Here is a 26,066-nt window from a genome sequence, read left to right on the forward strand (position 1 = left end):
AATGTTCTACCTTTGCCACATATTTCGGGGAGAATATAAAAACAATTATGAGACAGCTAAAGATAACAAAATCTATAACAAACAGGGAGAGTGCATCTCTCGATAAGTATTTGCAGGAGATTGGTAAGGAGGATTTGATTACCGTGGAGGAGGAGGTCGAGTTAGCTCAGCGAATTCGGAAAGGAGATCAAAGGGCTTTGGAGAAGTTGACGAGGGCAAATTTACGTTTTGTTGTTTCTGTAGCGAAGCAATACCAGAATCAAGGATTAAGTTTACCGGACTTAATCAACGAGGGGAATTTGGGGTTGATTAAAGCTGCTGAAAAGTTTGACGAAACCAGGGGATTTAAATTTATTTCTTATGCCGTATGGTGGATTCGTCAATCTATTTTGCAAGCTTTAGCTGAACAGTCGCGTATCGTGCGATTGCCTTTGAACCAAGTCGGTTCATTAAATAAGATCAACAAAGCTTTTTCTCGTTTCGAGCAAGAACACGAACGTCGTCCTTCTCCTGAAGAGTTGGCGGATACGTTAGATTTGCCGGCCGAGAAAGTGGCGGATACGTTAAGAGTATCCGGACGTCATATCTCGGTAGATGCACCTTTTGTGGAAGGTGAGGATAATAGTCTGCTGGATGTATTGATCAACGATGATTCGCCAGTAGCGGATAAGACTTTAATCAACGAATCTTTGTCTACGGAGGTCGAGCGTGCTTTGTCTACCTTGACTGAAAGGGAACGGGATATTATTCGCCTCTTCTTCGGGATCAATTGTCAGGAGATGACCTTGGAGGAGATCGGTGAGAAATTTGGCTTAACACGCGAACGGGTTCGTCAAATCAAAGAAAAAGCGATAAGACGTTTGCGTCATTCGTCGCGAAGTAAATTGTTAAAAACATATTTAGGATAATAGAATAAAGCGCCTCGAAGAGGCGCTTTATTCTTTACGGGAGAGTCGCTATCTGATGTTATATTGATGTTTTTCAAAGTATTCCCGTAACTTTCGTAAAGCCGCGTATTTAAGTGTTTTAATGGTATTAACGGAAGCCCCAAGAAGTTCTGCAATCTCTTTATTTTCATAGCCGGATAATACCAGACGCATGATTCTTGCCATTTGTCGGGGAAGTTGGTTGATAGCATGAAGTAAAATCTGATTGGTCTCTTCCTCGATCAGCATATTTAGAATATGCGGGTCCTCGCTTTCTTCATTGATGATTTTATCGTATCGTTTTGCTTCCCTTTGACAGCTTCGAAGATAATTTAGTGATTCATTCCGGATCATGATAAAAAGAAAATTTTCAATCGAGTTTAAGTTTTGATGTTCTTTTCTATTTTCCCAGAATTTAATGATCACTTCTTGTGCGATATCTTGTGCGATATCAGGAGAGTTGACATAGTGGAGTGCTGATGCACAGAGTGTTGTATAGTATTTGCGGATAAAAACTTCAAGTTTTAAAACTTCTCCCATATCTCATTAAACCTTCGTTTGTTGATAGTACACAATATCCCCTCTGATATGATTAACTTTTTTACATATCTCTCATTATCAGTTTATTCTGAATACACATTATCGATTATTCCCCCTCGTTTTTCCCTTTCAACAAACGAAGGTTAATTTATATCGAATATGCAAGTATAGAAATAATTTTCGAGAAAAGCCATTATACATTCATCCAAAAATGATTTTAATGGCGTATTTTATAAGAAAATAAGATTATTTGTGTTGTCATCTGTTTTTAATATTAAAATTATTTTTATTGCAGGAAGATGTTTTGTTTCATGATTTTGTATGACGAGTCTTTTTTAATTGGATGGTGAATCGTTTCTTTTCATTTTTTTTTGTCTTCCTGATAGGCTTTGTATAAGGAATCTTTTGAAGTATTGCTTACTAAGGATAGACGGTATAAATGTTAATTGTTTGTAATTTTTATAGTCGTACTAATCCTTTTATACTTTTAGTGGTGTCTTAGTTGCATAATACATTATCAAATTGTTGACCGATGAATCAAAAGGTGTGTTCTGTCGCCCGTTTTGGGGGTATTATGCTGAGGCGAAACTGGGGATTTAGGGTATTTGCCGTAATTTCAGTGTTATTGATCATTTTTTTGCCATATCTTTTGCAAGGAGGTGTCGGGATGGGGGGAGAGTGCGTATCGCTTATATGCTGAAGCGGGGTGGGTGTTTTTAGATGAATGTGAACTTCCGGAAGGAGAAAACAGAGTAGCTCTTTTACATAAAGGAACGGAAGGGCAACGCCTCATGGCCGATGCGGTAAAGTGGGTTCGGGTGAGAAGGGATTAAATCTGTCTGAGAATCTCGATGTGAATTGAATTTATAAAAAACTAACGTACTAAAATAAGACTTATGAAATTTCGAATGATAAAAACAATCGCTTGTTACGAGGCTAAGTTACTGAGACGGAATTGGGGATTCCGGATATTTGTTGTGATCGCTCTATTGGGAACATGGGGATTCCAATATATTGAACAAATTCAATTTTCATCTTGGTTTAAAATTGCAATGCCTGCCTCTTTGCCTTGGTTCAATACCTATGTTTATAATATCTTACAGTCATTGATGGTTCTATTTGTCGTGACGGATGTAATAAAAAGAGATCGGAAATGCGATTCAGGAATTGTGTTTACACTGTATCCGGTTTCTAACAGCGAACTTATTTTGGGAAAGATGTGGGGTATCTCCCGCATCTTTATCGGATTGAATTTTATTTCGCTATTATTAGCGGCTTCGATGAATGTTTTTTTCAGTTTGTCCCCTTTTGATCTTTGGTTGTACTTTTTTTATTTTTTGACCTTATCGTTCCCCTCCCTGATTTTTATGATCGGTTTTTCTTTTTTCATTTCTCGTTTGATAAGAGAACATATTTTTTCTTTGTTGCTATTGTTGTTGTTTTGGGGTGTAGCCTACTGGTATTTGCCTGAGATTTGTGGAGGAGCTTTTGATTTTTTTGCGATTGGAATTCCCAATCTTTTTTCTGATGTCACCGGACATCCGGCACTTTTTCTTTATCTGCTTCAACGCGTTTCGTTCATCGGAATTGGTTTGGGGATGCTGATGTTTTCTGTTCTATGGTTCAACCGGTTAACGGACGGGAAGGAGTTAAAGAGGCTAAGGATTCTGTCTTGCACACTGTTGACTGTCGGGATTATTTGTATGTTGGGGTGTTGTTACTCTTTTCTGCATGATAAGAGTATCAGAAAGAGGTATGCGGATACTTATGTAAAGTATGCGGATAAACTTGATTTGCGGGTGGAGAAATCCTCTATCGTTTACCGTCAGGAAGGGAATCGTATTTTTGTTTCCGCTCAATTGCAAGTAAGAAATACCGGTGTAAGCCGAATGCCGGAACTTATTTTTTACCTGAATCCGGGATTGTCGGTACGTCAATTATGGGACAAGGGAAAAAATTTGTTTTTTCATAGGGAAAATCAGGTTATAGTGGTGCAAAAAGAACTTCAGCCAGGGGAGAATATAACGCTGAGGATAGAGTATGACGGCAAAATTGACGAGCGAATTTGTTATTTGGATATTTCGGATAAAGAATATGACCATGCGTATTGGCTGGATAAAAAATGGAGGTTCGGAAAGCGAAGCGTCTTTGTTGAGAATGGATATACCTTGTTACTTCCGGAGTGTTTGTGGTATCCGGTAGCTGTTCCTCCGGTAAACCTAAAGTCTTTGTATGCCACGGAGAAGAATTTTACGACCTATGATCTTCGCGTGTTTAATCCGGATCGTCGAACGGTGATTTCTCAGGGAAAAGCAGAGGAGGTGGGAGATACCGTTAAATTTACGCCGGAAAATAAATTGATGGGAATCACGTTGACTATGGGAGCTTACGGTAAGAAATCCGTAAAGGTGGATAACGTTCTGTTGGAATGGTACTATTTTAAAGGGAGCGATCTTCTGATAAAGGAGGTTGAGAATCTTTCGGATTTTCTAATGCCGTTTTTGCAAAAACACTTGAAAGGATATCCGTTTCAGTATTTGAGAGTAGTTGAAACACCCGTTACGTTGACGTCTTACATGAGAAATTGGAAAGGAGGGAGTGAAAATGCCCAACCGGAATTGCTGTTTTATCCCGAGCGGGGGAGTAAAATTTTAGCGATGTCGGATTATATTCAATTTCAAGAAGGTGTTGCGATGAGCTTCGTGGGCGGAAATGAAATGATTCAAGAACCTAATGTGGATTTTATGCGATTGAGTATATTTTTAGAGTCCTCTTTTCTACGGGAACGGGCTGTACTGAGAGAGCTTGATTTGAATCGGCGCTTAAAATTATATTTGAGACAAGAAACAATAGGTGTTTTACAATCCACGACTATTCCTAATGATTATTCAATTTTGCCTTTGTTTTCTGATTATCTGGGATTTATGAGTTCTGTCGATTATCCGGTGATGGATCGTATCATACAAACAATGTTAAAATTTCAGGAAGATAACGTTTCTTCAAGTATCATGAAAATGCCTCTTTTTTTAGGGATAGACGATTATCAACGGGCAATGGCTTACCTGACTTCGCATAGTTTGGAAGATGCATTGAATGATGAGACCCTACCTGTAGGGGTTATGACGGAAATAATCAATATAAAGGCCAGGGATTTGAAAAATAGAATCTCTACCTCTGTACCTTATACGGATCTGCATCGATTCTTAAATGATTTTAGAAGTTCTTATTTTTTTAGAGAGACTGATTTAAAACAATTCAAGCAAGCTTTTACAGATCGGTTTAAGGTAGATATTTCACAATGGTTGCCCGAATGGTATAAAAGTCGGCAAGCAGCTGGTTTAGTAATAAAGGATATAGGGGTCGATAAGGTAGAGAACGGAGAGGTGAAGGGATATCGTGGGCGAATGCGGGTGTATAATCCTTCAGAAGCAGATGGCGTTTTTTCTGTTATGGTCCGGGGTGGATATATAAATCATTTTATGATTAACAGGGGAGAAGCAAAAGAGATTCGATTTTTTGCCGAGAAGATGCCGAGGTTGATCTATGTAAATACCAATTTATCGCAAAACATTCCTCAGACCATTCGTTGGGTTTTCAATCCCACGATAAAAACGGCTGTTGTTTCGGATACGTCGCAAGGAATCTTTGATATCGATAAAAGATACTTTTTACCTGTTCCCGATGAAATTATAGTGGATAACGAAGATCCCGGATTTAACGTAAAGACGGCGGCTTCTAATCGACTTTTGGGGAATATGTCGAGTAGGAAAGAATACCAGTTGCCGATGAAAATTGTCTCTACGAGCTGGGCTCCCGGAATAGATGAAGGGTGTTATGGGGATATTGTGCGTAGTGCTTATGTGAAATTGGGAGGAGGAGAGAATAATCATGCTGTATGGACAGCAGAAATTCAGCAAGAGGGTGTGTATGAGTTATGGATACATGTGCCTGCTCTTCCTGCTTATGTTTATAACGGCTCGTTGGATGGGGATTGTTTACAATATTATACGGTCCAGAATGGAGAAAAGAATGACGAGTTTAATATTAATGTAACGAAGGAACAAGGTTGGGTTTATGCCGGAGAGTATCGGCTTCCACAAGGAGAAAACCGTGTTGTATTGTTAGATAGGGCTCGGCAGCAGATGCGTCTTGTAGCCGATGCCATCAAATGGAAATATGTTAAAAAATAGCCTTTCCTGATTTATAAGTAATCTTTGAGGAGAAAGGGTATCTTTGATTATGTTGATATTGAATACACTACTGCAGTAATAATAAATGTTTTACTAAAATTAATGTTATGAAAACAAAAATTTTTTTTCAGAAGATGATAATGCTTCTTTTTGTTATTTGTTCTTTTCATATGGTGTCTTACGGGCAATCTTCCAGAATAACGGGTGTTGTGACGGATATGGCGGGCGAACCGTTAATAGGGGTTAATGTGCAAATAAAGCGGACTAATATAGGTACTATTACGGATTTTGATGGCAACTTTACAATCGTTGGCGTTATGCCGGGGGATACGTTGGTATTTTCTTATATAGGGATGAAGAAAGTCGAAGTAGGAGTTAGAGGGCTTAGTGTGATTCATGTTGTTATGCGTGATGATTTTATGGTTTTGTCGACTGATACGTTTCAAAAAGGATTGCTGACTTTTTATAAAGATTGCGTCTTTTTTGATTATGACCGGTTTTTAAGGACGAGGATACAACCTCAGGTGTGTTAATTTTTAGGTGAATGTGTTGGGTACAAAAAGAAGAATGGTTATACTGTAGTATTGTATTCTGTTGATATATATTTGTTTCGAGGGTTGTCTTTAAATGAAAATTTGGACAACCTTCATTTTGTCGGGTAAGATGAGCCTGATACGGTGTTTTTTGTGCTTTTGTAATAGGATAGAATATCGGATTGTTCGCCCAGGTGGTTTCTGCGAAATTTATAACGGGGACTGAAATTGATGCTGAATTCGATGAACCAATGATCGGAGTTTTCATATCGATTGTCGGTTCGACAATAAGGAGAGTTCCTGAGTTGGACGGTATTGATCCAATAGTCCGTTAATTATTAGATATATGGCGAAAAGATGATTTTTTTATTATTTTTTTCGTGTTTCATTCATCCCGTATTGTGCTTTGCGGTGTCTTAAGATAAAATTAGAAGATAAGTTATGGTAGTAGATAGAGCCAGGCTGTTGGCCGAAATTATTATACGGGTTAAATTGCGGAGAGCTTCTTTGGAGGAGAGGGAAGAGTTGGGAAAGTGGTTGGACGAAAGCGATGAGAATCGTCAATTGTATAAAAGTATTATTCGGGGAGAGAGTATCGCAAAGCGATTGAAGTTAGAAGATGAAATCAATCGGACCACGAGTTTCGATGAGGTTCACAAAGAAATCTCCGGAAAACTTCTCGCCGGGAAAAGACAGAAGAGATATTTTGTAATAGGGGGAAGCGTTGTTGCGGCCAGTGTTGTCGTTGCGTGTATGCTGTTGATTTTTGGATTGGAAAAACAACAAAAGGAATCTTCTCCGGTTATGGCCGGACAAGAAAAGGTTGAAATCAATCCGGCAAAAGGGAAAGTAATGTTAGTGCTGGAGAACGGGAAGCAGATTAATTTGAGTAATTCTTTACCGGATACTTTGCACCTCTCTTCTGTCGCTATGATCGGGGAAAAGGGCAAACTATCTTATAGAATGACAGCTGATTCTTTGCCTGTCGAGGAAGTTATACATAAAATTGTCACAACTGTTGGCGGAGATTATCAATTAGTGTTGAGTGATGGTACGAAAGTGTGGCTTAATGCAGAGTCTGAAATTGATTATCCGATTGAGTTTTTGGGAGATAAGAGAGAAGTGTTTTTAAAAGGGGAGGCTTATTTTGAGGTTGCACCTGATCCGGAAAAACCTTTTATTGTAAAAACGACTTCCATGCAGACTAGAGTGTTGGGTACTTCTTTTAATATTAATGCTTATGAAAATGAGCCTAATGTTTATACCACTTTGTTGACGGGAAAGGTAGAGGTGATGTTGAACAAGAGGGGAAATGCCTCTCCGGTTGTATTAAAACCAGCCATGCAACTGAAATTAGATAAGGAGAGTGGAGATTTTTCCGTGGAAAAGGTACGGGTGGAAGAGATTACCGCTTGGCGTTATGGCGTATTCATGTTTGCTGAAGATGATATAGAGGTGGTTACTCGGATGCTGAGTCGCTGGTACGATGTGAAGTTTGTCTTTGACGGTGAACGGAAAGGTCCCCATACTTTTAGCGGACGAATGAGTAAAGATGACAAATTGAACGAAATATTGAAAATGCTTACCTTAACGGGAGGGCCGGAATTTAAGATCGAAGGAAATACAGTGCATATCATAGAGAAATAGAATACCGGAAATGCTTTGGCGAGCATTTCCGGCTTAAAAAACCTTGTTGATAGCAAGGTGTGTGTTTAATTAAAACGTAACAAAAGTATGAAAAAAAACTACAAACCAAAAAGGTTCTGTAGACTTTTGGTGACTTGTAGAGTATTGTTTTGCAGTATTTTGCTGTTAGGTATTACTGCGGCGCTTACAAGTTCACCGGTCTACGGACAACAAAACTCCAAACGATTTTCTTTAAAGCTTGCTCAAGTTAGTGTATTGGATGCACTACGGGAAATCAACCGATTGAGCGATAATTCTGTTGTATTTAAGAAGGAGGAAGTGGAGAAGGAAACGGTAAAAGTAACAGTAGATTTAAACAATGTTACTACTCTTCAGGCTGTTCAAGCTTGTATCAAAAACACAAATTTGGAATGCAGAGAATTGAACGGTAAGGTTGTGGTGGGACCTAAAAAAGCACCGGTTTCCATTACAATTACTGGTACGGTGAAAGATAAAGAAGGGCAACCGTTACCGGGAGCTACAGTTGTTGTTGCGGGAGATTCTTTGCATTTGGGAACAAGTACGACGATTGACGGGACTTATACTTTAACCGTTCCGAGCGCAGTAAAATCTTTGATTTATTCATTTATCGGTTATAAGTCGCAAAGCGTAGTGATCGGTAACCGTACCGTGATTAACGTTGTACTGGAAGAAGATGTTAAAGAGGTAGAGGAGGTGGTTGTAACCGGTATGTTTACTCGTAAAGCAAATACTTATGCCGGGTCTGCCGTTACGCTAACGTCAAAAGACATCGTTCGTACCGGTAGTTCGAATCTGTTTCAAAGTTTGAAGAACCTGGACCCGGCTTTGTTTATTATGGATAACCTGGATATGGGATCGAATCCGAATAGTTTACCGCAAATGCAAATGCGTGGTGTATCCAGTTTTCCGATAGAAGAGACTGGAATTCAGCTTAAAGGTAACTACCAGAACAATCCCAATCAACCGTTATTTATATTGGACGGATTTAATACCACGGTAGAACGTGTAATGGATATGGACATGAACCGGATCGAGAGTGTTACTTTATTGAAGGATGCTGCGGCGAAAGCAATTTACGGTTCTAAAGCTGCTAATGGGGTAGTGGTTATAACGACTAAACGCGTAACGGGAACTCAGCAATTGGTAACCTATACGGGAAGTGTCGATATTGAGATGCCGGACTTGACCAGTTATAATTTATGTAATGCTGCGGAAAAATTAGAAGCCGAGAGGATAGACGGTATGTACGATTATAAAAATATGGACGAGGAGATCAGGTATTCTCAACTGTATGAGGAGAGAAAGCAACTCATTGCCGCCGGTTTGGATACTTATTGGCTCTCCAAACCTTTACGCACGGGCGTCGGACATAAACACAATCTTTCGGTCCAATTGGGAGACCAGAACTTGCAGGCATTGTTCAGTTTGACATACAATCAGGTGAAGGGAGTTATGAAAGGATCCGATCGTAGAAATATTATCGGAGAGATCGATCTTTCTTATCGCAAGGATAATTTGTTATTCAGAAATAATGCTTCCATAACGAGCAATAAGAGTAATGATTCTCCTTATGGGGCATTCAGTAAATATGCACAAATGAATCCTTATTGGAGAGCCAAGGATCCGGACACGGGAGAAGTGGCCCGTTGGGCTTATACCGGGCAAGGAGCTTCGGTTGCCAACCCTATGTACGATGCTGAAATCGGAACGCTTTACCAGCAATCCTATGTTGAGTTTGTCAATAATTTTGAAATCGAGTGGAGACCTATACAAGCTTTGATTTTAAGAGGAGGAATTACGTTAGGCCTAAAGAGAAATGACGGAGATGAATTTTTACCCGCGACTCACTCTTCATTTGCCGATATTAATAAGTACTCTTCTACCGAAGATCAATTGCGTAAAGGTTCTTACCGGATCGATGAGGGTAAAAGTAGTACCATTTCTGCTAATATAAATGCGACTTATTCTGCGACATTTGCGGATCGTCATAATATCTTCTTGAACTTTAGAACGGAGATAGGAGAAGATAAAAGCCAGGCTTATGTATTTCAGGCAGAGGGATTCCCTAATAATCAGATTGCCGATATCACTTTCGCGCGTCAATATGCAAAAGATTCCCGTCCTTACGGTAGTTCTTCCTGGAATAGGAATTTAAGTTTCGTACTTGCCGGCGGGTATAACTTCGATAATCGTTATTTATTGGACTTCAGTGCCAGAGAGGATGCTTCTTCTTTATACGGTAATGACAATCGCTGGGCTTTAGGTTGGTCTTTGGCTTTAGGTTGGAACCTGCATAACGAGAAATTTTTCAAAAACGATATTGTTCAACAGTTTAAGTTACGGGCGTCTATCGGAGTAACCGGAAACCAGAATTTCTATAACAATGAAGCAGTTGCAACCTATGAGTATTACACGACGGATAATTATTTGGGAATGACGGGAGCCCAGGTTGCACGTATGGCTAATCCTCAGTTGAAGGGTGAACAGAAGAAAGACTATAACGTGGGATTTGATGCCATTATTTACAAGGCTAATATTCGTTTTGACTATTACTGGGCGGATACCAAGAATATGTTGACGGATGTTTCTGTCTCTACATCGACCGGTTTCTCTACCGTGAAAGATAATTTGGGTTTGGTCCGGAATCAGGGTATCGAGGCCTATTTGACTTATAGCGTATTTCAGACTAATAAGGGTTTCTTGCAGTTGTTCGGTTCTTTGACGACCACGACGAACAAGATTATCCGCCTGTCGGAAAGTATGAAAACGTATAATGCATTGCGGGATAAGATGGCAGCCGATAAGGGAAATAATAAACCGGTAACAAAATACGTGGACGGTGAATCCATGAATACGATATGGGCTGTTCGTTCTTTGGGTATCGATCCTCAAACGGGAAACGAGGTTTATGTGAAACGCAACGGGGAATTGACCTATACGTATGACGAGAACGATCAGGTACCGGCCGGAAACTCTTTGGAAAAATACAGGGGGACTTTCGGTTTTAATGCCGAATACAAAGGATTCGGATTAAGTACGACTTTCCGTTATGCTACCGGCTACCAGAAATACAATTCGACCTTAGTAGAACGGGTAGAAAACGTGGATATGAACTATAACGTGGATAAGCGGGCTTTATACGGTCGTTGGAAAGAACCGGGACAGGTCGCACAGTTCAAACGTTTGGGAACATTCCAATATGACGGCGATGCGCAGGCATATCAGGAAAAGACACGTCCCACGACACGCTTTGTACAAGATGAAAGTTTACTTACCTGGGGAGCTTTGAATGTTTATTATGAATTCCAGCCTGATGTTCTTAAATCTCTTAGAATGAGTAGATTGAAAATTTCTTTTAACATGAATGATATTGCTACCTTCTCTTCTGTCAAGGTAGAGCGGGGATATAGTTATCCGTTTGCCAGAACCATGTCATTCTCTCTTATAGGATCATTTTAAATAAATAGGATATGAAACGAATAACACAATATATAACTTTGTTTATCCTCTTCTTTTCTGTTACGTCATGTAACGATTGGTTGGATGTAACGCCTGCCTCACAGGTCCCAGAAGAGGATCAGTTTAAAGATGAGCCCGGATTTCGACAAGCGTTGATCGGTTGCTATATCGGAATGGCCAGTGAAACCTTGTACGGTAAAAACCTGAGTTGGTACGTACTGGATGTACAGGACGGAAAATATGATTTGTATCCTTCGGCTCAGGTTTATCCGATGGCTGCTTATCAATATAAACATGTGAGAGCCACTCCTATTATTGATGCGGTTTGGTTGAACGCGTATAACATCATTGCTAATGCGAATAACGCCCTGAAATTTATTGAAAAGAGATCGAATGTTTTAGATCCGGTTTCTTATAAGGTGATAAAAGGAGAGTTATTGGCTATTCGGGCGATGTTACACTTCGACCTGATGCGTATTTACGGTTACGGGGATTTGGCCTCCCGTACGGATAAAGAGACAAAGCTCACCATTCCTTATGTGAAAGAGTACAAGAAAGAGACAACGGAACAATTGTCTTATAAAAAGACCATAGATTTGATCGTGGCCGATTTAAAAGAGGCTTTGGATTTGTTGGAAGAGGAAGATCCGATCACGAAAAAGCATACGGATGACTATTATGATAATTTGAATGACGACGGATTTTATAGTGATCGTACTTATCGTTTGAATTATTTTGCCGTAAAAGCGTTGTTAGCCAGGGTATACATGTGGGAAGGTAGCGATGCCTCTTTGTTGTTGGCCCGGGAGGAAGCTAAAAAGGTGATTGAAGAGGGAGAAAAGGTCAATCTTTACACGTGGGTGACGAATGATAACATTTCCTCGAATTTGATTCTTTCTACGGAACATATCGCTTCTTTGAACGTGTTGACCCTGTCGGACAAGATTTCCGGGTATTTCAAATTGAATTTTACGGATACGGATTATGAGCAGATCAAATTGTCAGAGGAGGGAGTACAGAGTATTTTTGATGAAAGCGGAGCGGGTAGTAATGCCGATTTCCGGGGATCATCCAAAATGTTGTTCCCTGCTTCCAATGGCTATTATGTGCCTTTGAAATTAGCTCAGGACCGGGCTATCAGCGGTACCGATTGTTTGAACAGAATCCCGCTGGTACGTATTTCGGAGATGTACCTGATCGTGGCGGAAACTTATTTGAAGGGAACGGATATTAACACAACCGAAGCGGCCAAATATTTAACGACGTTGCGTGAGAATCGTTCTAATTTCATTGATATCTCAGGTTATACCCGGGACCAGTTGTTGACTTGTTTGACGAACGAATACAGGCGTGAGTTCCTGTGTGAAGGTGTGACCTTCCTTTATTACAAGCGTATCGGAGAAGTGAATATTCCGAATTTGTCTACTCCGATGAGTGATGAGACTTATGTATGGCCCTATCCGGAGGCAGAAAGTGGAATGGGTCTTGTTCAATAAGTTTAATAGCATAAATTCAAAGTTATGAATAAATTAAGATTTATATATACGATGTGTATATTCGCTTTGGGATTGCTTGTTGCAGGATGTTCCAAAGAGGAAATACCTACTTATAACGAGGAGTTTCCTTCGGTTACTTTTCCGTGGACGGGAATAGGAATAAAAACCTATCCGGGATATAATACTACTACAAAGAAATTTGAGAAAGTATACTCTTTCTGGTCGGACCCGAACGAGGAGAAAGTCATTGTCGATATTCCGTTGGAAGTGATAGGGGACGTACGGAGTTACGACCGGAAAGTGAATTGTACGCTTGATCTGGACAGTTGTACGTTAATAGAGGGTTCTTATAAAATTCTGGAGGCGGTGGTTCCGGCAGGAGAGGCATTCGGTAAGATCTCGATCGAGGTTACCAAATTGCCGGCTTTGGAGACGGAAACTTGTGTACTGGAACTGGTGTTGACAACTTCGGATGATTTTGCAAAAGGACCGAAAGAGTATATTCGGGCAAAGTTTATGTTTGATAACCAGTTGCCGATGCCGAGATCCGGAACATTCTATTGCCGTACTTACAACTATTTGATTGCTGCAGGTCAGAGTATGAATTTAGCTAATTATAACTATTATAGTAAAAATGCTCATAAGGCGATATTGGAAGCTTTGGACTGGCCTTGGGAATCCGATAAATGGCCGGCGTATAATAACCGTGATCCGCTCGGACTGACCTTCTACACTACCGCTCAAACCAACGCCTATTACGATTTGCTGAATGCTTATTTGGAGGCTTACGAGGAAGTACACGGAGAGCCTTTGTTGCATGACGGAGGATTGGCGAAAGGACAACCGGTTAAGGCAAGAAAGTTTTAATTTAACAGATCAAAGATTATTCATATGAAAAATATATTTTATCTATTGGTACTTTTATTGAGTAGTGGCCTTTGGTCATGTTATGACGATAAAAGTACTTACGATACAGAAAAACTTCCGGAAATAAAGATTGACTTGGAAAATATTTCCGAGGTCCAGAATGTTAATTATTTGGGGAATCTTAAATTAGATATACCCATTACAAAAAACGGGCAGGCAAATCATCCGGATTTGGGATATTTGTGGAAGATCCAGTTAGGAACCTCCTCTTTGGATTACGTGACGGAAGAGTTGTCTCATGAAAGAATATTGGATGTTACGGCTACAATGCCGATCAATGCGGGGGGATATAAACTTTTGTTAACGGTAACGGATTCTGCAACTACTTTGCAGTATTTTGCTTCCTTTACGGTGGTGGTGACGAGTGAGTTCGGAGAAGGACTTGTGGTTGCTCACTCTCGCGACGGACAAACTTCCGATCTCTCTTTGGTGATGGACGAGAATCTGACGAAGGATTTTACCGGAGAGAGGAAGGTGATTTCCGATATTTACGCCTCCAAAGGAGAGGTATTCCCGGATAAAATCAAAAATATGATGTATACCGTTTCCGGATCCACCTATGGAAATTATCGGAATATTTTATGGGTAGCGGGAGAAAAAGGAGTTTACCGGATTGACGTGGAGGATTACTCCTACACGGATACCAAGAGTATTGTACCCATGGCGGATGCCTCTTTTGAAGCAGATGCTTTTTATCCTTCCATACAAGCTACTCTTATGGTTGCCAATCATCAAGTTTATCAACATAATCGTCAAAACGACAATATGTTCGTTAAACCGGAAAAGGTTACTAACGTATTAGGCCTTGAGTCCAATCATGTAGATAATGCGATTCTTGCGGCTGTTGCCGGAGACTTTGCCGGACATCGGGCCGGCGCCGTGTGGTATGATTCTCAAATGGGGTGTTTTGCTCGTTTTAACTCTTTGTTTGCGGCTCCGAAATGTCAATTATTCAGTTCTTCGGAATATAACCAAACTTTCCCGTTCGATCCTTCCAATATCCGGGGTAAAGAAGCCGTAGCGGGAGGCGTGATGGAAAGAGACGGTTTGGCTATGGTATTGCGGGATAAAACGACTCAGGAGTACGAAATATATATTTTTAAAACGCAGAATTCGAACTATGATCTGGTAGCTCCGACTCCTTACGCTCTGTATCAGGTGCCGGCCGGATTGAAAAGCATCATGGATGCGGCGGTTTCTTATACTTTCAGCTCGGTTGACCCGATTATGTACGTGGCAACGGAAACGGATGTTTATGCCGTTAGGATGTCATTGGGTTCGTTGACTTATGAATCCAAATATACGGTTGCCGACGGAGAGAAGATCACTATCGTCCAATTCTATCAGCAAGGACGTTACACGATGAGTCCGTCTGATTTTGATGGAGATGTTTCCTCTTTGGTTCCCTTGAATGCGAAAGCCGTGTTGATCGCCACGCAAGCAGGAGAGGCCGGAAAGGTTTATTTAGTTCCGCAAAAGGATTTGGGAACGGGTAATCTGGATAAAGGAAAACAAATAGCTTATGACGGATTCGGTATAATCTCAAATATCGTTGTCCAAGGAAAATAATTTTTATAAGTAGGTAAGCAATAGCTGCTTACCTACTAATTCATTTCGTATATAATTGCTGTGTATTAAAGATTTTGTTCCGTTTGGGCCTGCTTTTTCATAAAAGGCGGAAAGGGGAGGGTATAGCCTGAAATAACGGCACAATCAGGTTTGAAATATATTTTTTTCCGGTTGGCAGTAGGAGTAAAGAAGTTTACGATAATTGTCGGAAAGGTGTGTCGGGGATATGATTTGTATTGTAATCGTACATGATAGTATGATCGGGGTGTGTATGTAATCAAAAGTATTTGTGGAAGAAACCATTGTAAAAGTGGAGAATCTATTCCCGTCGAAGAGTTGCGTGCCGTTCAAGGCGTGTCGGCCGTGGAAGTTAAATTGATAATTATGTGGCGGTCCCTTTTGAAGAGCTCCTCATGTAGTTGCTAATCGAAATAAAGAGAATATTCGATGTAATATATAATGTAATTCAAATAAATTTATGGAAGAATCAGTAGTAAGAGTAGAGCATTTGTCTCATCGTTACAGCGTTCAATGGGCGATCCGGGACATTAATTTCGAGATATACCAGAAGGGTATTCTCGGTTTGTTAGGTTCGAACGGTGCCGGCAAGTCGACAACGATGAACATTATGTGCGGTGTTTTGAACCAGACAGAGGGTGAGGTTTACATCAATGGAATCAATTTCCGGGATAATCCGATAGCGGCAAAGATGAACATCGGTTTTTTACCGCAGAAACCGCCATTGTATACTGATTTGACGGTTCGGGAGTACCTTGCTTATTGTGCGGAGTTACGTTCCGTTGAACCGAGAAAGATAAAAGCAGCCGTAGACACGGCTATGGCCAAATGTGGTATCACTCATTTCAATAAACGTTTGTTGAAGAACCTGTCGGGCGGTTATCAACAACGCGTAGGCATTGCTCAGGCGATCATCCACAACCCTAAATTCGTGGTTCTCGACGAACCTACCAACGGTTTGGACCCGAATCAGATCCTCGAAATCCGAGAACTGATTAAAGAGATCGCTTACGATCGTTCGGTATTGCTGTCGACTCACATATTGTCGGAGGTACAGGCTACCTGCGATCATATCAAGATGATAGAGAAGGGTAACCTCGTCTTTTCAGGGACGATGGAAGAGTTTAACAATTATGTTCAACCCAACACTTTCGTCGTGGTAATGAAAAACCCTCCGGCAATCGAGATGTTGCGGGAAATACCGGGAATCGATCGGGTTGAAGAAGTCAGTCAAAACAGTTACCGTATGTGGTTTACCCGTGATAGCGACGTGACTCGCGAGGTGGTAGAGTTGAGTGTTTCCCGCGGTTGGGAGTTAAGCGAGATCACGGTAGAACGTAGCTCGTTGGATGAAGTATTCGCCCGCCTGTCCGGGAAAGTAAAGATGAATAGTCGTTTGTCATGAGAAAGATATACAAGATAGCGATAACAGAGTTACGTACTCTGTTTTATTCCCCGGTGGCGTGGTTGATCCTGGTGATTTTCACCGTTCAGGCAGCTATGTCTTACACGGGTTTAATCGATACCATGTTGACACAACAGTTTTCCCGTCCGTTATGGTACAGTATCGTACGTGAGCTTTTTACACGAAGTTTCAGTCTTTACCCGACGATGCTTGGCAACCTTTACCTCTACATTCCTTTATTGACGATGGGGTTGATGAGTCGGGAGTACAGCAGCGGTTCCATAAAATTATTATATTCGTCACCGGTTTCGACGACTCAAATCGTTTTGGGGAAATACTTGTCGATGATGCTTTATAATTTGATTCTTGGAGGAATTTTGCTGGTATTTGTGTTCTTAACGGGTTTTAATGTTCCTAATTTTGACTACACGTTGGCTTTGAGTGGTGTTTTAGGGCTTTACCTTGTTGTTTGCGCTTACGCGGCGATCGGTCTTTTCATGTCCTGTCTCACCTCTTATCAGGTGGTGGCGGCAGTTTCAACACTTGCGGTCTTGGCTTTTTTAAATTACGTCGGCCGGTTGGGGCAGGATATCCCCCTCGTTCGGGATATCACTTACTGGTTGTCCATCCAGGGGCGTTCCTCGCAGATGATCGAGGGGCTAATCACGAGCGAGGACGTCTTGTATTTTCTGATCGTTATCGGTTTGTTCCTTTCTTTATCCGTGATTAAGATTCTCTCGGGTAAGAAACGTAATAAAGGTTTGATCGTGACCAGATACTTCGTTGTGACTTTTCTGGCTTTATTTTTGGGCTACCTGAGTTCCCGTCCCGTCTTCAAGTTTTATTATGACGCCTCGGCGACCAAGTTAAACACGCTGGCCCAGGCAAGCCGGGAGGTGATGGAGAAGATGGACGGAGGTTTGACGGTCACTACTTACGTTAACCTCCTGGAGAGTCATTACCATTACGGTATCCCCTCGGGAGTGAACGGAGATAAAGATCGTTTTAAAGAGTACACTCGTTTCAAGCCCAGGATGAAGATGAAATACGTTTATTATTATAAGGACGTGAAGGACTCGAATAATTACCTGACCGAGCGTTTCTCTGGATTGACGGAGCGCCAGAAAGCGGAGAAGGTGGCGGTGGCTAATGACTTGAATATGAAAATGTTCTTAACACCTGAAGAACTTTCGCACCAGATCGATCTATCGGGAGAGAATTATCGTTTCGTTCGCGTGATCGAGCGAGACAACGGTCGGAAGACTTTCTTGCGTGTTTATGATGACGGTTACGTTTTTCCTAATGAGGCGGAGATTTCGACGGCAATGAAACGACTGGTGACAGATGTCCCGGTGGTGGCTTTCGTCGTGGGGCATGGCGAGCGTGATATACGCAAAGCCGGAGACCGGGATTATTATACCTTTGCGCAGAGCCCTACTTTCCGTCACTCGTTGATCAACAAGGGTTTTGATACGGAAGTGCTCGATTTATCGAAAGTCGGAGAGGTGTCGCCGGAGGTGGACGTTTTGGTTATTCCCGATCCATATACGGCTTTCTCGAGTGATGATATCGATAAATTGAACCGTTATATCGATCGCGGGGGTAATTTGGTCATAGCAGGAGAACCTGGCAAGCAGTCGATTATGAACCCGATTACGCGTATGCTGGGGGTAGAATTCATACCCGGAGAGCTTGTCCAACCGACGGGAGTTTATAATGATAATCTGCTGATTTGTCGATTCAATGAAGAGGGCGTGAACGTGATGACCTCTTATAAAAATTTGTTAAACCGTTACGGTATCGTGATGCCCGGTGCTTCAGCACTCTCTTTTGACACGACACGCGGTTTCCGGGTAGCACCTGTTTTGACGACCTCCGGGGAGGGGAGTTGGAACGAGCTCGAAGGTGGCGATAAGGCGGTCTTCAACCCCCGGGTTGGCGAGGTCCAGGGTGCTTACCCGACGATGCTTGCTTTAACGCGACAGGTCGGCGATCGAGAACAACGGATCGTGGTGTTGGGTGATGCCGATTGTATCAGTAACTCGGAGTTGTTGATGAATCGCATCGGTGTTCAGACGTCTAATTTCTCCTTGATTACGGGTATGTTCCGGTGGTTGAGTTACGGTGAGTTTCCGTTATCGATCACTCGTCCGGCGTTTAAAGACACGGTTCTGGAGTTGACACGCGAAGGAATGCCGCTGACGAGTTTATTATTGACATGGATATTCCCTGCCTTGTTCGTTTTGGGAGGAGTGGGTGTTTGGATGAAAAGAAGGTTGGGTTAAATAATATAGAATATGAGAAAAGTATTAAAAATAGCTGGAAATGAGTTAGGTGCTCTTTTTTACTCGCCTGTTGCTTGGTTTATATTGGTGATCTTCACAATCCAGACGGGTCTTACCTATATGGACCTTTTCAAATCTTGCGTGACGTCACAGTTTTTGAATGATGCTCCCGGCGAGGGTAGTTTGACGGGTGTGATCCTGGTCTCTTTAAGCGGTCTTTTTATCGTGGTGCAACAATATTTGTACCTTTACATACCCTTGTTGACGATGAGCCTGATGAGCCGGGAGTACAGCAGCGGTTCCATAAAATTGTTATACTCGTCACCGGTAACGGCAACCCAGATTATCACGGGTAAGTTTCTTTCGATGATGTTTTACGGTTTACTTCTGGTAGGTATTTTGTTCGTTTACATCTTGTTTTCCTGCCTGACGATTCCTCATTTCGATCTTTCGATGGCGTTTTCGGGTTTGTTGGGGTTGTATTTGTTGATCTGCGCTTACGCGGCAATCGGTCTTTATATGTCGAGTTTGACTTCTTATCAGATTGTAGCCGCAATGGGAACCTTAGCGGTACTGATCGTTTTGAATTTTATCGGTAGTGTCGGTCAGGATATCGGTTTCGTTAGAGAGATTACCTACTGGCTGTCGATTAAAGGGCGGGCTATGGTTTTTGTTAACGGTTTGATCTGTAGTGAAGACTTGTTCTATTTTCTTTTGGTCATTCTTTTTTTCTTGGCTTTGTCCATCATGAAGGTCGAATCTCATCGGGCCAAACGAAGTTTGGTCGTGTCTGTCGGGAGATACGTGGCGGTGGTTGCGGTGGTTGTCGGTTTGGGGTATTTGACTTCGCGCCCGACACTGCAATTGTATAAGGACATGACGGCTTGCCAGACGGAGACGGTGACGGAATCCACCCAGAAAATTCTGGAGCAGATCGACGGCGAAATTAAAATTACGACTTATGTAAATCTCTTGGGAACAAATTACATTTACGGTTTGCCGAGAGCGGAGAAAGGAGACATGGACCGTTTTAAACCTTACGTTCGTTTCAAACCGGATATAGAGATGTCTTATGTGCGTTACTATTTGCAGACAGCCCCCCTTCATGGTAAGCGATTCGCCGGTTTGGACGAACGCGGTGTAGCGGAGGAGTATGCGAAGATGGCGAAGGTTTCGTTAAAAGGTTTTATCTCTTCCGAAGAGATAAATAAACAGATCGATTTGCGTCCGGAGGGCTATCGTTTTGTTCGTTTGCTGGAGGCAGCAAACGGACGGAAAACGTTCCTGCGCATGTACAACGACCAGCTACAATTCCCGACGGAGACGGAGGTGGCGGCAGCGTTGAAACGTTTGGCCGTTGATGCGCCTAAAGTGGCTTGTTTGACAGGTCACGGAGAGCGTAGCACGAGCGGTTTCGGTGATCCTGATTATTACTCTTTTGCCAGTAACCTGACATTTCGTTATGCGTTAGTAAATCAGGGTTTTGACGTTTATGTTTACCAGATGAAAGAGGGTGAAGATATTCCTATCGAGTACGATATTCTTGTAATTGCCGATATGAAAAGTCCTTTTACCCCGGACGAGTTGTCCAAGGTTAGCCGTTACATCGAAAGAGGAGGTAACCTTTTGATCGCGGTAGAACCGGATCGTGTGGATTTGGCCCGTCCTTTGCTTTCGTTGTTTGGCGTAAGCTCGGTGCCCGGTGTATTGGTGCAACCGACATCAGATTTTAGTGCCGATTTGTTACAATGTCAGGTGACGGAAGAGGCAGCTCATATTTCTCGTGAATATGCCCGAATGTTAAAGAAAGGAGAACGAGTGACAATGCCTGGAGCTGTGGGGCTCGAGTATGACAATACCGCAGGTTATGCCTTTTTTCCCATCTTACGAACAATCGAAAAAGGTAGTTGGAACGAGTTGGAAACGAGTGATCTGATAAACGATCAAGTGGTGTTGAATCCTGCTGCCGGTGAGTTCGAGGGATCTCATGTCACGGCTTTGGGTTTAAGCCGGAAGACGAAAGGCAAGGAGCAACGGGTAATAATTCTCGGGGATGCGGATTGTGCCAGTAACGCGGAGTTGATGATGATGCGCAAGGGAATCAATGCCTCGAACTACTCGTTGATTACGGAGAGTTTCCGTTGGTTGACAAATGGTGAATTCCCGGTAGAGATCGTTCGTGCGGATCCGAAAGATACAACGGTCGTTTTTCCTATCACGGACATCTTTTGGGTGAAGTTCTTTCTTCTGGGGGTATTCCCGTTATTGTTAATCGCTTGCGGGATCATTATTAATTATTTGAGAAAAAGAGGCTAAATTGCTTAACTATAAATGAATTGTTATGAAACAAAAAATACTTTTTAAAGGCCTATCGTTAGCCGTCATGTTTTTTATGGGTTTCACTTCTGTCGTGATAGCTCAGAATCGCCAGGTAAAAGTAAAAGGCGAAGTTTGTGATCCGGAAATGAATGTCATTTTAGGTGTTCAGATCGTCGAGAAAGGAACGACGAACAGTACGATCACGGATTTGAGCGGGTATTTCGAGTTGATTGTTTCAGAGGAAGGAACACTTTTGATTATCTGTAATGGTTATGTTACTCGTGAGATAAAAGTAAAGGATTTTTTAGCTGCACAGGGACATTATTTATTCATTACCCTTGTGGAAGAAGAGTTACCTGAAGAGCCGCTGATTCATTTTTATAATCGACTTGTTTGTTGTTTAGAAACAAAACGCTAAAGAATATTGTGTAGTGTGTATACTGAGGCAGGCCTTAACCTTACAAAAAAACCAAAGGGGAAAAACGTTTTGTAGGGGAGAGGGTCTGCCTTTTGTATATAATTTCGAATAGAAAACGAATGAGTGAATACGTATCGGTTATTGTATTGCGAATGAATTATTACGGTACGATGAAGCAAATTTATTGGGAATCAATTAAAAATGGGTATTTCGTGCATATTTATAATAAAAATAAAATATTTACAGAAAATTTATTTTTTGTTTTTAAGTGAATTTAGTATGTAAAAATGTTGTTATATACTGAGTTAACAATAAAGAGATGGGAGGTTTCAGAATAAATAGGGTAGTTGAGCAAAATTAACTATGATTTTTAGTTTGGATTTCAAATGAAGATACTTTATATTTGAAAAGTGTGTAACTAAAAATAAAATCATGAAATTACGTCTCATCTCTACATTCATCCGGCATAAAATCAAAGCTTTAAGGAAGCGTTGGTTGTCTCGGGTGTTTGTCTCATTTTGGTTGATAGGAATTTTTTGTATTCCGTTTTTATTTCAGGAGGCCGGGCATGATAGGATGGGGTTATCTGTAAGTATTCTATTCTCTGATGCATTGTGTGGCCTTTTCTTGTATTTTATCGTGTGGGATTATTTTAGGGTAAGAGGGAAGGTAAACGTGTCGAATTCTTTTCGAACGTATCCGATTAATGATGCAGATCCTTTTGGGGAGGGTTTGTCCGTTATTCTTTTACAGGTTGAAAAGAGAGCTAAGGTAATTGGAAGGATGGAGTAAAGCCGGGATGGATATGTTTGTAAGAATGCTATCCGATGTTTTGTGTTGAAAAAGGATAGGTAATATGACTGAAATTTAAATTGGAAATTATGAAATTGAATCTTATATTGACCGTAGCTTGCTATGAAGCGAAAGTGTTAAAAAGAAGTTGGTTATTGCGTTTATTCGCTTTATTGGCATTTGTCGGAATAACCGTTTTACAGATTATGACTCAGAGTTCGTGGAGTATAACGGAACACTATATGGTGGCCCTGCCTTCTTCCATGCCTTTCTTTAATGCATACTGGTTTAATTTGTTACAGGTTTTTTTGTTGGTCTTTATTGTGGCGGACCGCTTTAAAAGTGGAAAACACGTGGATACGACCGAATCTCTGCGTGTGCGTCCGGTGAGCAATACGGATTACTTGATAGGAATGGCAGGCGGGATTTTCTCCGTATTGGTAGTATTGAATGTCATCTCCATATTGATATCGTTGTCCCTTAATATTTTTGCCAGTGAGGCACCGGTAAACGTTTGGCTCTATTTCTTTTATTTGTTTACCCTAACCATTCCTTCTTGCCTGTTTATCTTGGGAGTGTCTATTTTGATCTACTCATGGATAAAAAATGCCATGCTTGCTTTGTTGGTATTGTTGGTAGCGGTTGGATTGGTTTATGTTTTTATTCCTTCTGCCGGATATGGTATATTTGATCTTTTTGCCCGGGAAATGCCCAATATGTTTTCGGAACTGACCGGGCATCCCGAAATAGGATCTTATCTTTTACAACGTTTGACCTATGTCGTTTGGGGTGTGGGATTACTGGGATTTGCCATTGTATCGTATCCTCGAATTCCAAATGGAAAAAAAGGAAAATTGAAATTATGCAGCGGACTTATTCTGTTATCGGGTATATTAATCGGAGGGATCTTCGTCGGGGCGAAAGAGGCCGACAGGCGTTTTCGGAAGCATATGGTGGAAACTTTTGAAAAGTACAGCGCGCGAGACCGGCTCTATTTATCCGATGCAGAGATTACTTTCGAGCAATCGGGTACTACCATGTCGGTGAAGAGTAAATTAACCGTCCAAAATAAGGAGAATCATCCGGTATCGGAGATCGTTTTATTCTTAAACCCGGCCTTGCGCATCAAAGAAATTCGGGGAGAGAGCGGTGAAGCTATTTCTTATCGTCGGGATGGTCAAGTCGTTATTTTGGAAAAAAACTTGGCACCGGAAGAAGAGTTTTCTCTCCAAGTGGATTACACGGGAAAGATAGATGACCGGGTATGTTATCTGGATATTTCCGATGAGGAATATTACGATAACCGTTGGATTACGAATATTTTTTGCTTCGGTAAACGATACGCTTTTTTAGAGAAGGATTATACGTTGCTGGAGCCTGAAGTGTTGTGGTATCCGGTAACAGAACCTCCTGTTCATTGGGTGCATCCTTATTCTACGGGGAAAAATTATACGAATTATGTTTTAAATGTAATTCATAGGGATAAACGTACCGTGATTTCGCAAGGAAATCGAAAGGTATCCGGTGATACTATCCGTTTCGAAAATTGCGATAAATTGACAGGAATCAGCTTATGTATGGGAGATTATACCCACAAATCATTGACCGTGGATTCAGTAAGCTTAGATCTCTATTTTTATCGCGGGGAAAACTATTTTAGAGCTCCTTTTGTCAGCATTAAGGATTCGCTTCCCTCTTTGGTCAAGCAAACGAGTGAGTTGATGGCAACTAAATGGGGGCATCCTTATCTATATGATAGACTCTCTCTTTTGGAAGCTCCCGTGTCGTTCGCTACTTACATACGGGGATGGAGTAAAAAGAGCAATTACGTGCAGCCGGCTATGGTATTCGTTCCCGAACGAGGGATAACTATACCTGAAATCGCAAATCAAATGGCGAAGATGTATGAAAGAATAAAAAGAGTAAAAAAGAATTTGAATAATACAGGACAAGCTCCTTATGATGAAGAATGGACAATGCGTAGTTTTATCGATTGTGCACAAAGTGTGTTTGTATTTCCCGGTTCTGAATTTGTGAAGGTCGATTTCGATTTGTTAAGAGGAAAACAGGATTATAGCGGAACGCCCGTAACGACGAAGGTGGGAGTCGGAAATAAGCATATTCTCTCCTCTTTATTTCAGGATAACAGGTGTGTCGTTCTTTCTAAGGAGATCCCTATAGCCGGACAAATATTCGATGAGTTTCAGATACTGTTATCTCCGGCTTACAAGACGGCGAATACCGCTAACCACTCGCCACAAAACGAGATGCGCGTACTCGATTATCTTTCTGAACATAGTTTGGAGGATGCCGCAACAGATCCGTCCCTCTCTTCGGATATGTTTAAACTACTGTTGCTGAAGAAATGCAATTACTTGTATGAATTGATTATGGTGGATATTCCTGAGCGTTCATTGCAGGCTTTTATGGAAGAATTTATGACTAAATATCGTTATCAACAAGTTACCTTCGAACAGTTTATGAAAGAGTTCGAAGAGCGGTTCGATTATAAGTTGGGCGAGGTATTTGATGAATGGTACAGGAATAAAGGATGTTCTTATCTGGAAACTAAAGATATCGGGGGGTATAAAGTAGAACAAGGGGAGTACGAAGGTTATGCGGTTCATTTTAAGTTGTATAATCCTGGAAAGTCCGATATTTTGATCTCGGCTACGGCGAGTGCGAATTGGCTCAAAAATGCTCGCGGGTATTGGGAGAAAAGATTCGTTTTGCCGGCGGGAGAGGCTTTGGAGGTACATATACCGTGTGACGACGTTCCTGGACTGGTTTCGATAACTCCGAGTATAGTATTGAATCAGCCGGCAGCGGTCACGATTATGTTGCCGGACGAATTAGAGGTAATTCGTGATTCTACGCGGGGACTATTTCCGATCAGTCCGGAGCTTTTCCAGCCCGATCCGAATGTCATTGTCGTAGATAATGAAGACGAGGGCTTTTCTTTATTTGATTCGAGCGGGAAACGGATAGCGGAGAAAAGAGATAGGAGGGATACCGGTTACGAGGAGTTGAAGGGTGGTCATCGTTGGACTTATATTATAAGACAGGGATTTTACGGGAAATATATCGCGAGTGCTTATTATAAAAAAGCCGGAGATGGAAAGGCCATGGTCGAATGGAAAGCGAACCTTCCTAAACGGGGAAAGTATGAACTGTTTATTTATAATGTAAGCGGAGGGAGTAATATAATAAGTGTTAATAAGGGAATAACACAATATTATACATTGTATTTCGGGGATAAGAAGGAGGAGATAGAATTTAATGCACGGAGAGAGATAAGTACTCCATGGGTTTCCGCCGGCACATTCTTTTTCGATAAAGGAGAGGTAAGACTGGTGATGAATGATAAATGCGATGTGGACCTCGTGTATGCCGACGCAGTGAAATGGGTATATGTAGGGGAGGAATAAAGTTCGGATTTTATAAACGGATAACCGGTTGCCTGAAAAGGGAACCGGTTATTTGTTTTCAAGAATCTTCTTGTTGAGAACCGAAATTTTATA

Annotated in this window: 16 protein-coding genes; 15 read left to right on the top strand and 1 reads right to left on the bottom strand. The window is 41.4% G+C overall.

From position 1 onward, the window contains the following. Positions 1-47: 47 nt before the first annotated feature. Positions 48-908 (top strand): sigma-70 family RNA polymerase sigma factor, encoded by an 861-nt coding sequence (locus BN3283_RS02990; RefSeq protein ID WP_041502623.1) that lies wholly within the window; start codon positions 48-50, stop codon positions 906-908. Positions 909-956: 48 nt separating this feature from the next. Here BN3283_RS02990 and BN3283_RS02995 read toward each other — a convergent pair whose 3' ends face one another. Beyond that, on the bottom strand, positions 957-1,466 hold the full coding sequence (locus BN3283_RS02995; RefSeq protein ID WP_059025596.1) for a sigma-70 family RNA polymerase sigma factor: 510 nt from the start codon (positions 1,464-1,466) through the stop codon (positions 957-959). 659 nt (positions 1,467-2,125) lie between these two features. Between BN3283_RS02995 and BN3283_RS14470 the strand changes: the two genes are divergently transcribed. The 14 genes from BN3283_RS14470 to BN3283_RS03060 all read left to right on the top strand — a co-directional run bounded on the left by BN3283_RS14470 (position 2,126) and on the right by BN3283_RS03060 (position 25,973). Then, positions 2,126-2,299 (top strand): carbohydrate-binding protein, encoded by a 174-nt coding sequence (locus BN3283_RS14470; RefSeq protein ID WP_154665522.1) that lies wholly within the window; start codon positions 2,126-2,128, stop codon positions 2,297-2,299. Positions 2,300-2,362: 63 nt separating this feature from the next. Then, positions 2,363-5,656, top strand: coding sequence for a golvesin C-terminal-like domain-containing protein (locus BN3283_RS03000; RefSeq protein ID WP_059025597.1), 3,294 nt, complete (start codon positions 2,363-2,365; stop codon positions 5,654-5,656). Between the two features lie 107 nt (positions 5,657-5,763). After that, positions 5,764-6,189 carry a carboxypeptidase-like regulatory domain-containing protein gene (locus tag BN3283_RS03005; RefSeq protein WP_059025598.1) on the top strand — a complete coding sequence of 142 codons (426 nt, stop codon included), beginning with the start codon at positions 5,764-5,766 and terminating at the stop codon, positions 6,187-6,189. A gap of 441 nt (positions 6,190-6,630) precedes the next feature. Next, the gene (locus BN3283_RS03010; RefSeq protein ID WP_059025599.1) at positions 6,631-7,836 is read left to right on the top strand and encodes a FecR family protein; all 1,206 of its coding nucleotides are present in this window, start codon (positions 6,631-6,633) and stop codon (positions 7,834-7,836) included. Positions 7,837-7,923: 87 nt separating this feature from the next. Then, positions 7,924-11,316: a SusC/RagA family TonB-linked outer membrane protein gene (locus tag BN3283_RS03015; RefSeq protein WP_052634361.1), complete on the top strand. Its 3,393-nt coding sequence runs from the start codon at positions 7,924-7,926 to the stop codon at positions 11,314-11,316. Positions 11,317-11,327: 11 nt separating this feature from the next. Further along, complete coding sequence (locus tag BN3283_RS03020) at positions 11,328-12,812, top strand: RagB/SusD family nutrient uptake outer membrane protein (protein ID WP_041502176.1); 1,485 nt, start codon at positions 11,328-11,330, stop codon at positions 12,810-12,812. Positions 12,813-12,836: 24 nt separating this feature from the next. Next, positions 12,837-13,679 (top strand): DUF4843 domain-containing protein, encoded by an 843-nt coding sequence (locus BN3283_RS03025; RefSeq protein WP_041502175.1) that lies wholly within the window; start codon positions 12,837-12,839, stop codon positions 13,677-13,679. A gap of 24 nt (positions 13,680-13,703) precedes the next feature. Continuing rightward, entirely contained in the window at positions 13,704-15,308 is a 1,605-nt protein-coding gene (locus BN3283_RS03030) for a PKD-like family lipoprotein (protein WP_059025600.1), read from the top strand. A gap of 478 nt (positions 15,309-15,786) precedes the next feature. Beyond that, entirely contained in the window at positions 15,787-16,731 is a 945-nt protein-coding gene (locus BN3283_RS03035; protein WP_041502173.1) for an ABC transporter ATP-binding protein, read from the top strand. Beyond that, positions 16,728-19,016 (top strand): Gldg family protein, encoded by a 2,289-nt coding sequence (locus BN3283_RS03040; RefSeq protein WP_041502172.1) that lies wholly within the window; start codon positions 16,728-16,730, stop codon positions 19,014-19,016. Before BN3283_RS03035 ends, BN3283_RS03040 begins: the two co-directional genes overlap by 4 nt. 12 nt (positions 19,017-19,028) lie before the next feature. Then, entirely contained in the window at positions 19,029-21,332 is a 2,304-nt protein-coding gene (locus BN3283_RS03045; protein WP_059025601.1) for a Gldg family protein, read from the top strand. A gap of 25 nt (positions 21,333-21,357) precedes the next feature. Beyond that, on the top strand, positions 21,358-21,753 hold the full coding sequence (locus tag BN3283_RS03050) for a carboxypeptidase-like regulatory domain-containing protein (protein WP_041502170.1): 396 nt from the start codon (positions 21,358-21,360) through the stop codon (positions 21,751-21,753). A 432-nt stretch (positions 21,754-22,185) separates the two neighbouring features. Beyond that, positions 22,186-22,545 (top strand): hypothetical protein, encoded by a 360-nt coding sequence (locus BN3283_RS03055; RefSeq protein ID WP_041502169.1) that lies wholly within the window; start codon positions 22,186-22,188, stop codon positions 22,543-22,545. 89 nt (positions 22,546-22,634) lie between these two features. Next, positions 22,635-25,973, top strand: coding sequence for a golvesin C-terminal-like domain-containing protein (locus BN3283_RS03060; protein WP_059025602.1), 3,339 nt, complete (start codon positions 22,635-22,637; stop codon positions 25,971-25,973). Positions 25,974-26,066: the final 93 nt, after the last annotated feature.

The sequence above is a fragment of the Gabonibacter massiliensis genome, assembly GCA_001487125.1.
GTDB lineage: Bacteria > Bacteroidota > Bacteroidia > Bacteroidales > Marinifilaceae > Gabonibacter > Gabonibacter massiliensis.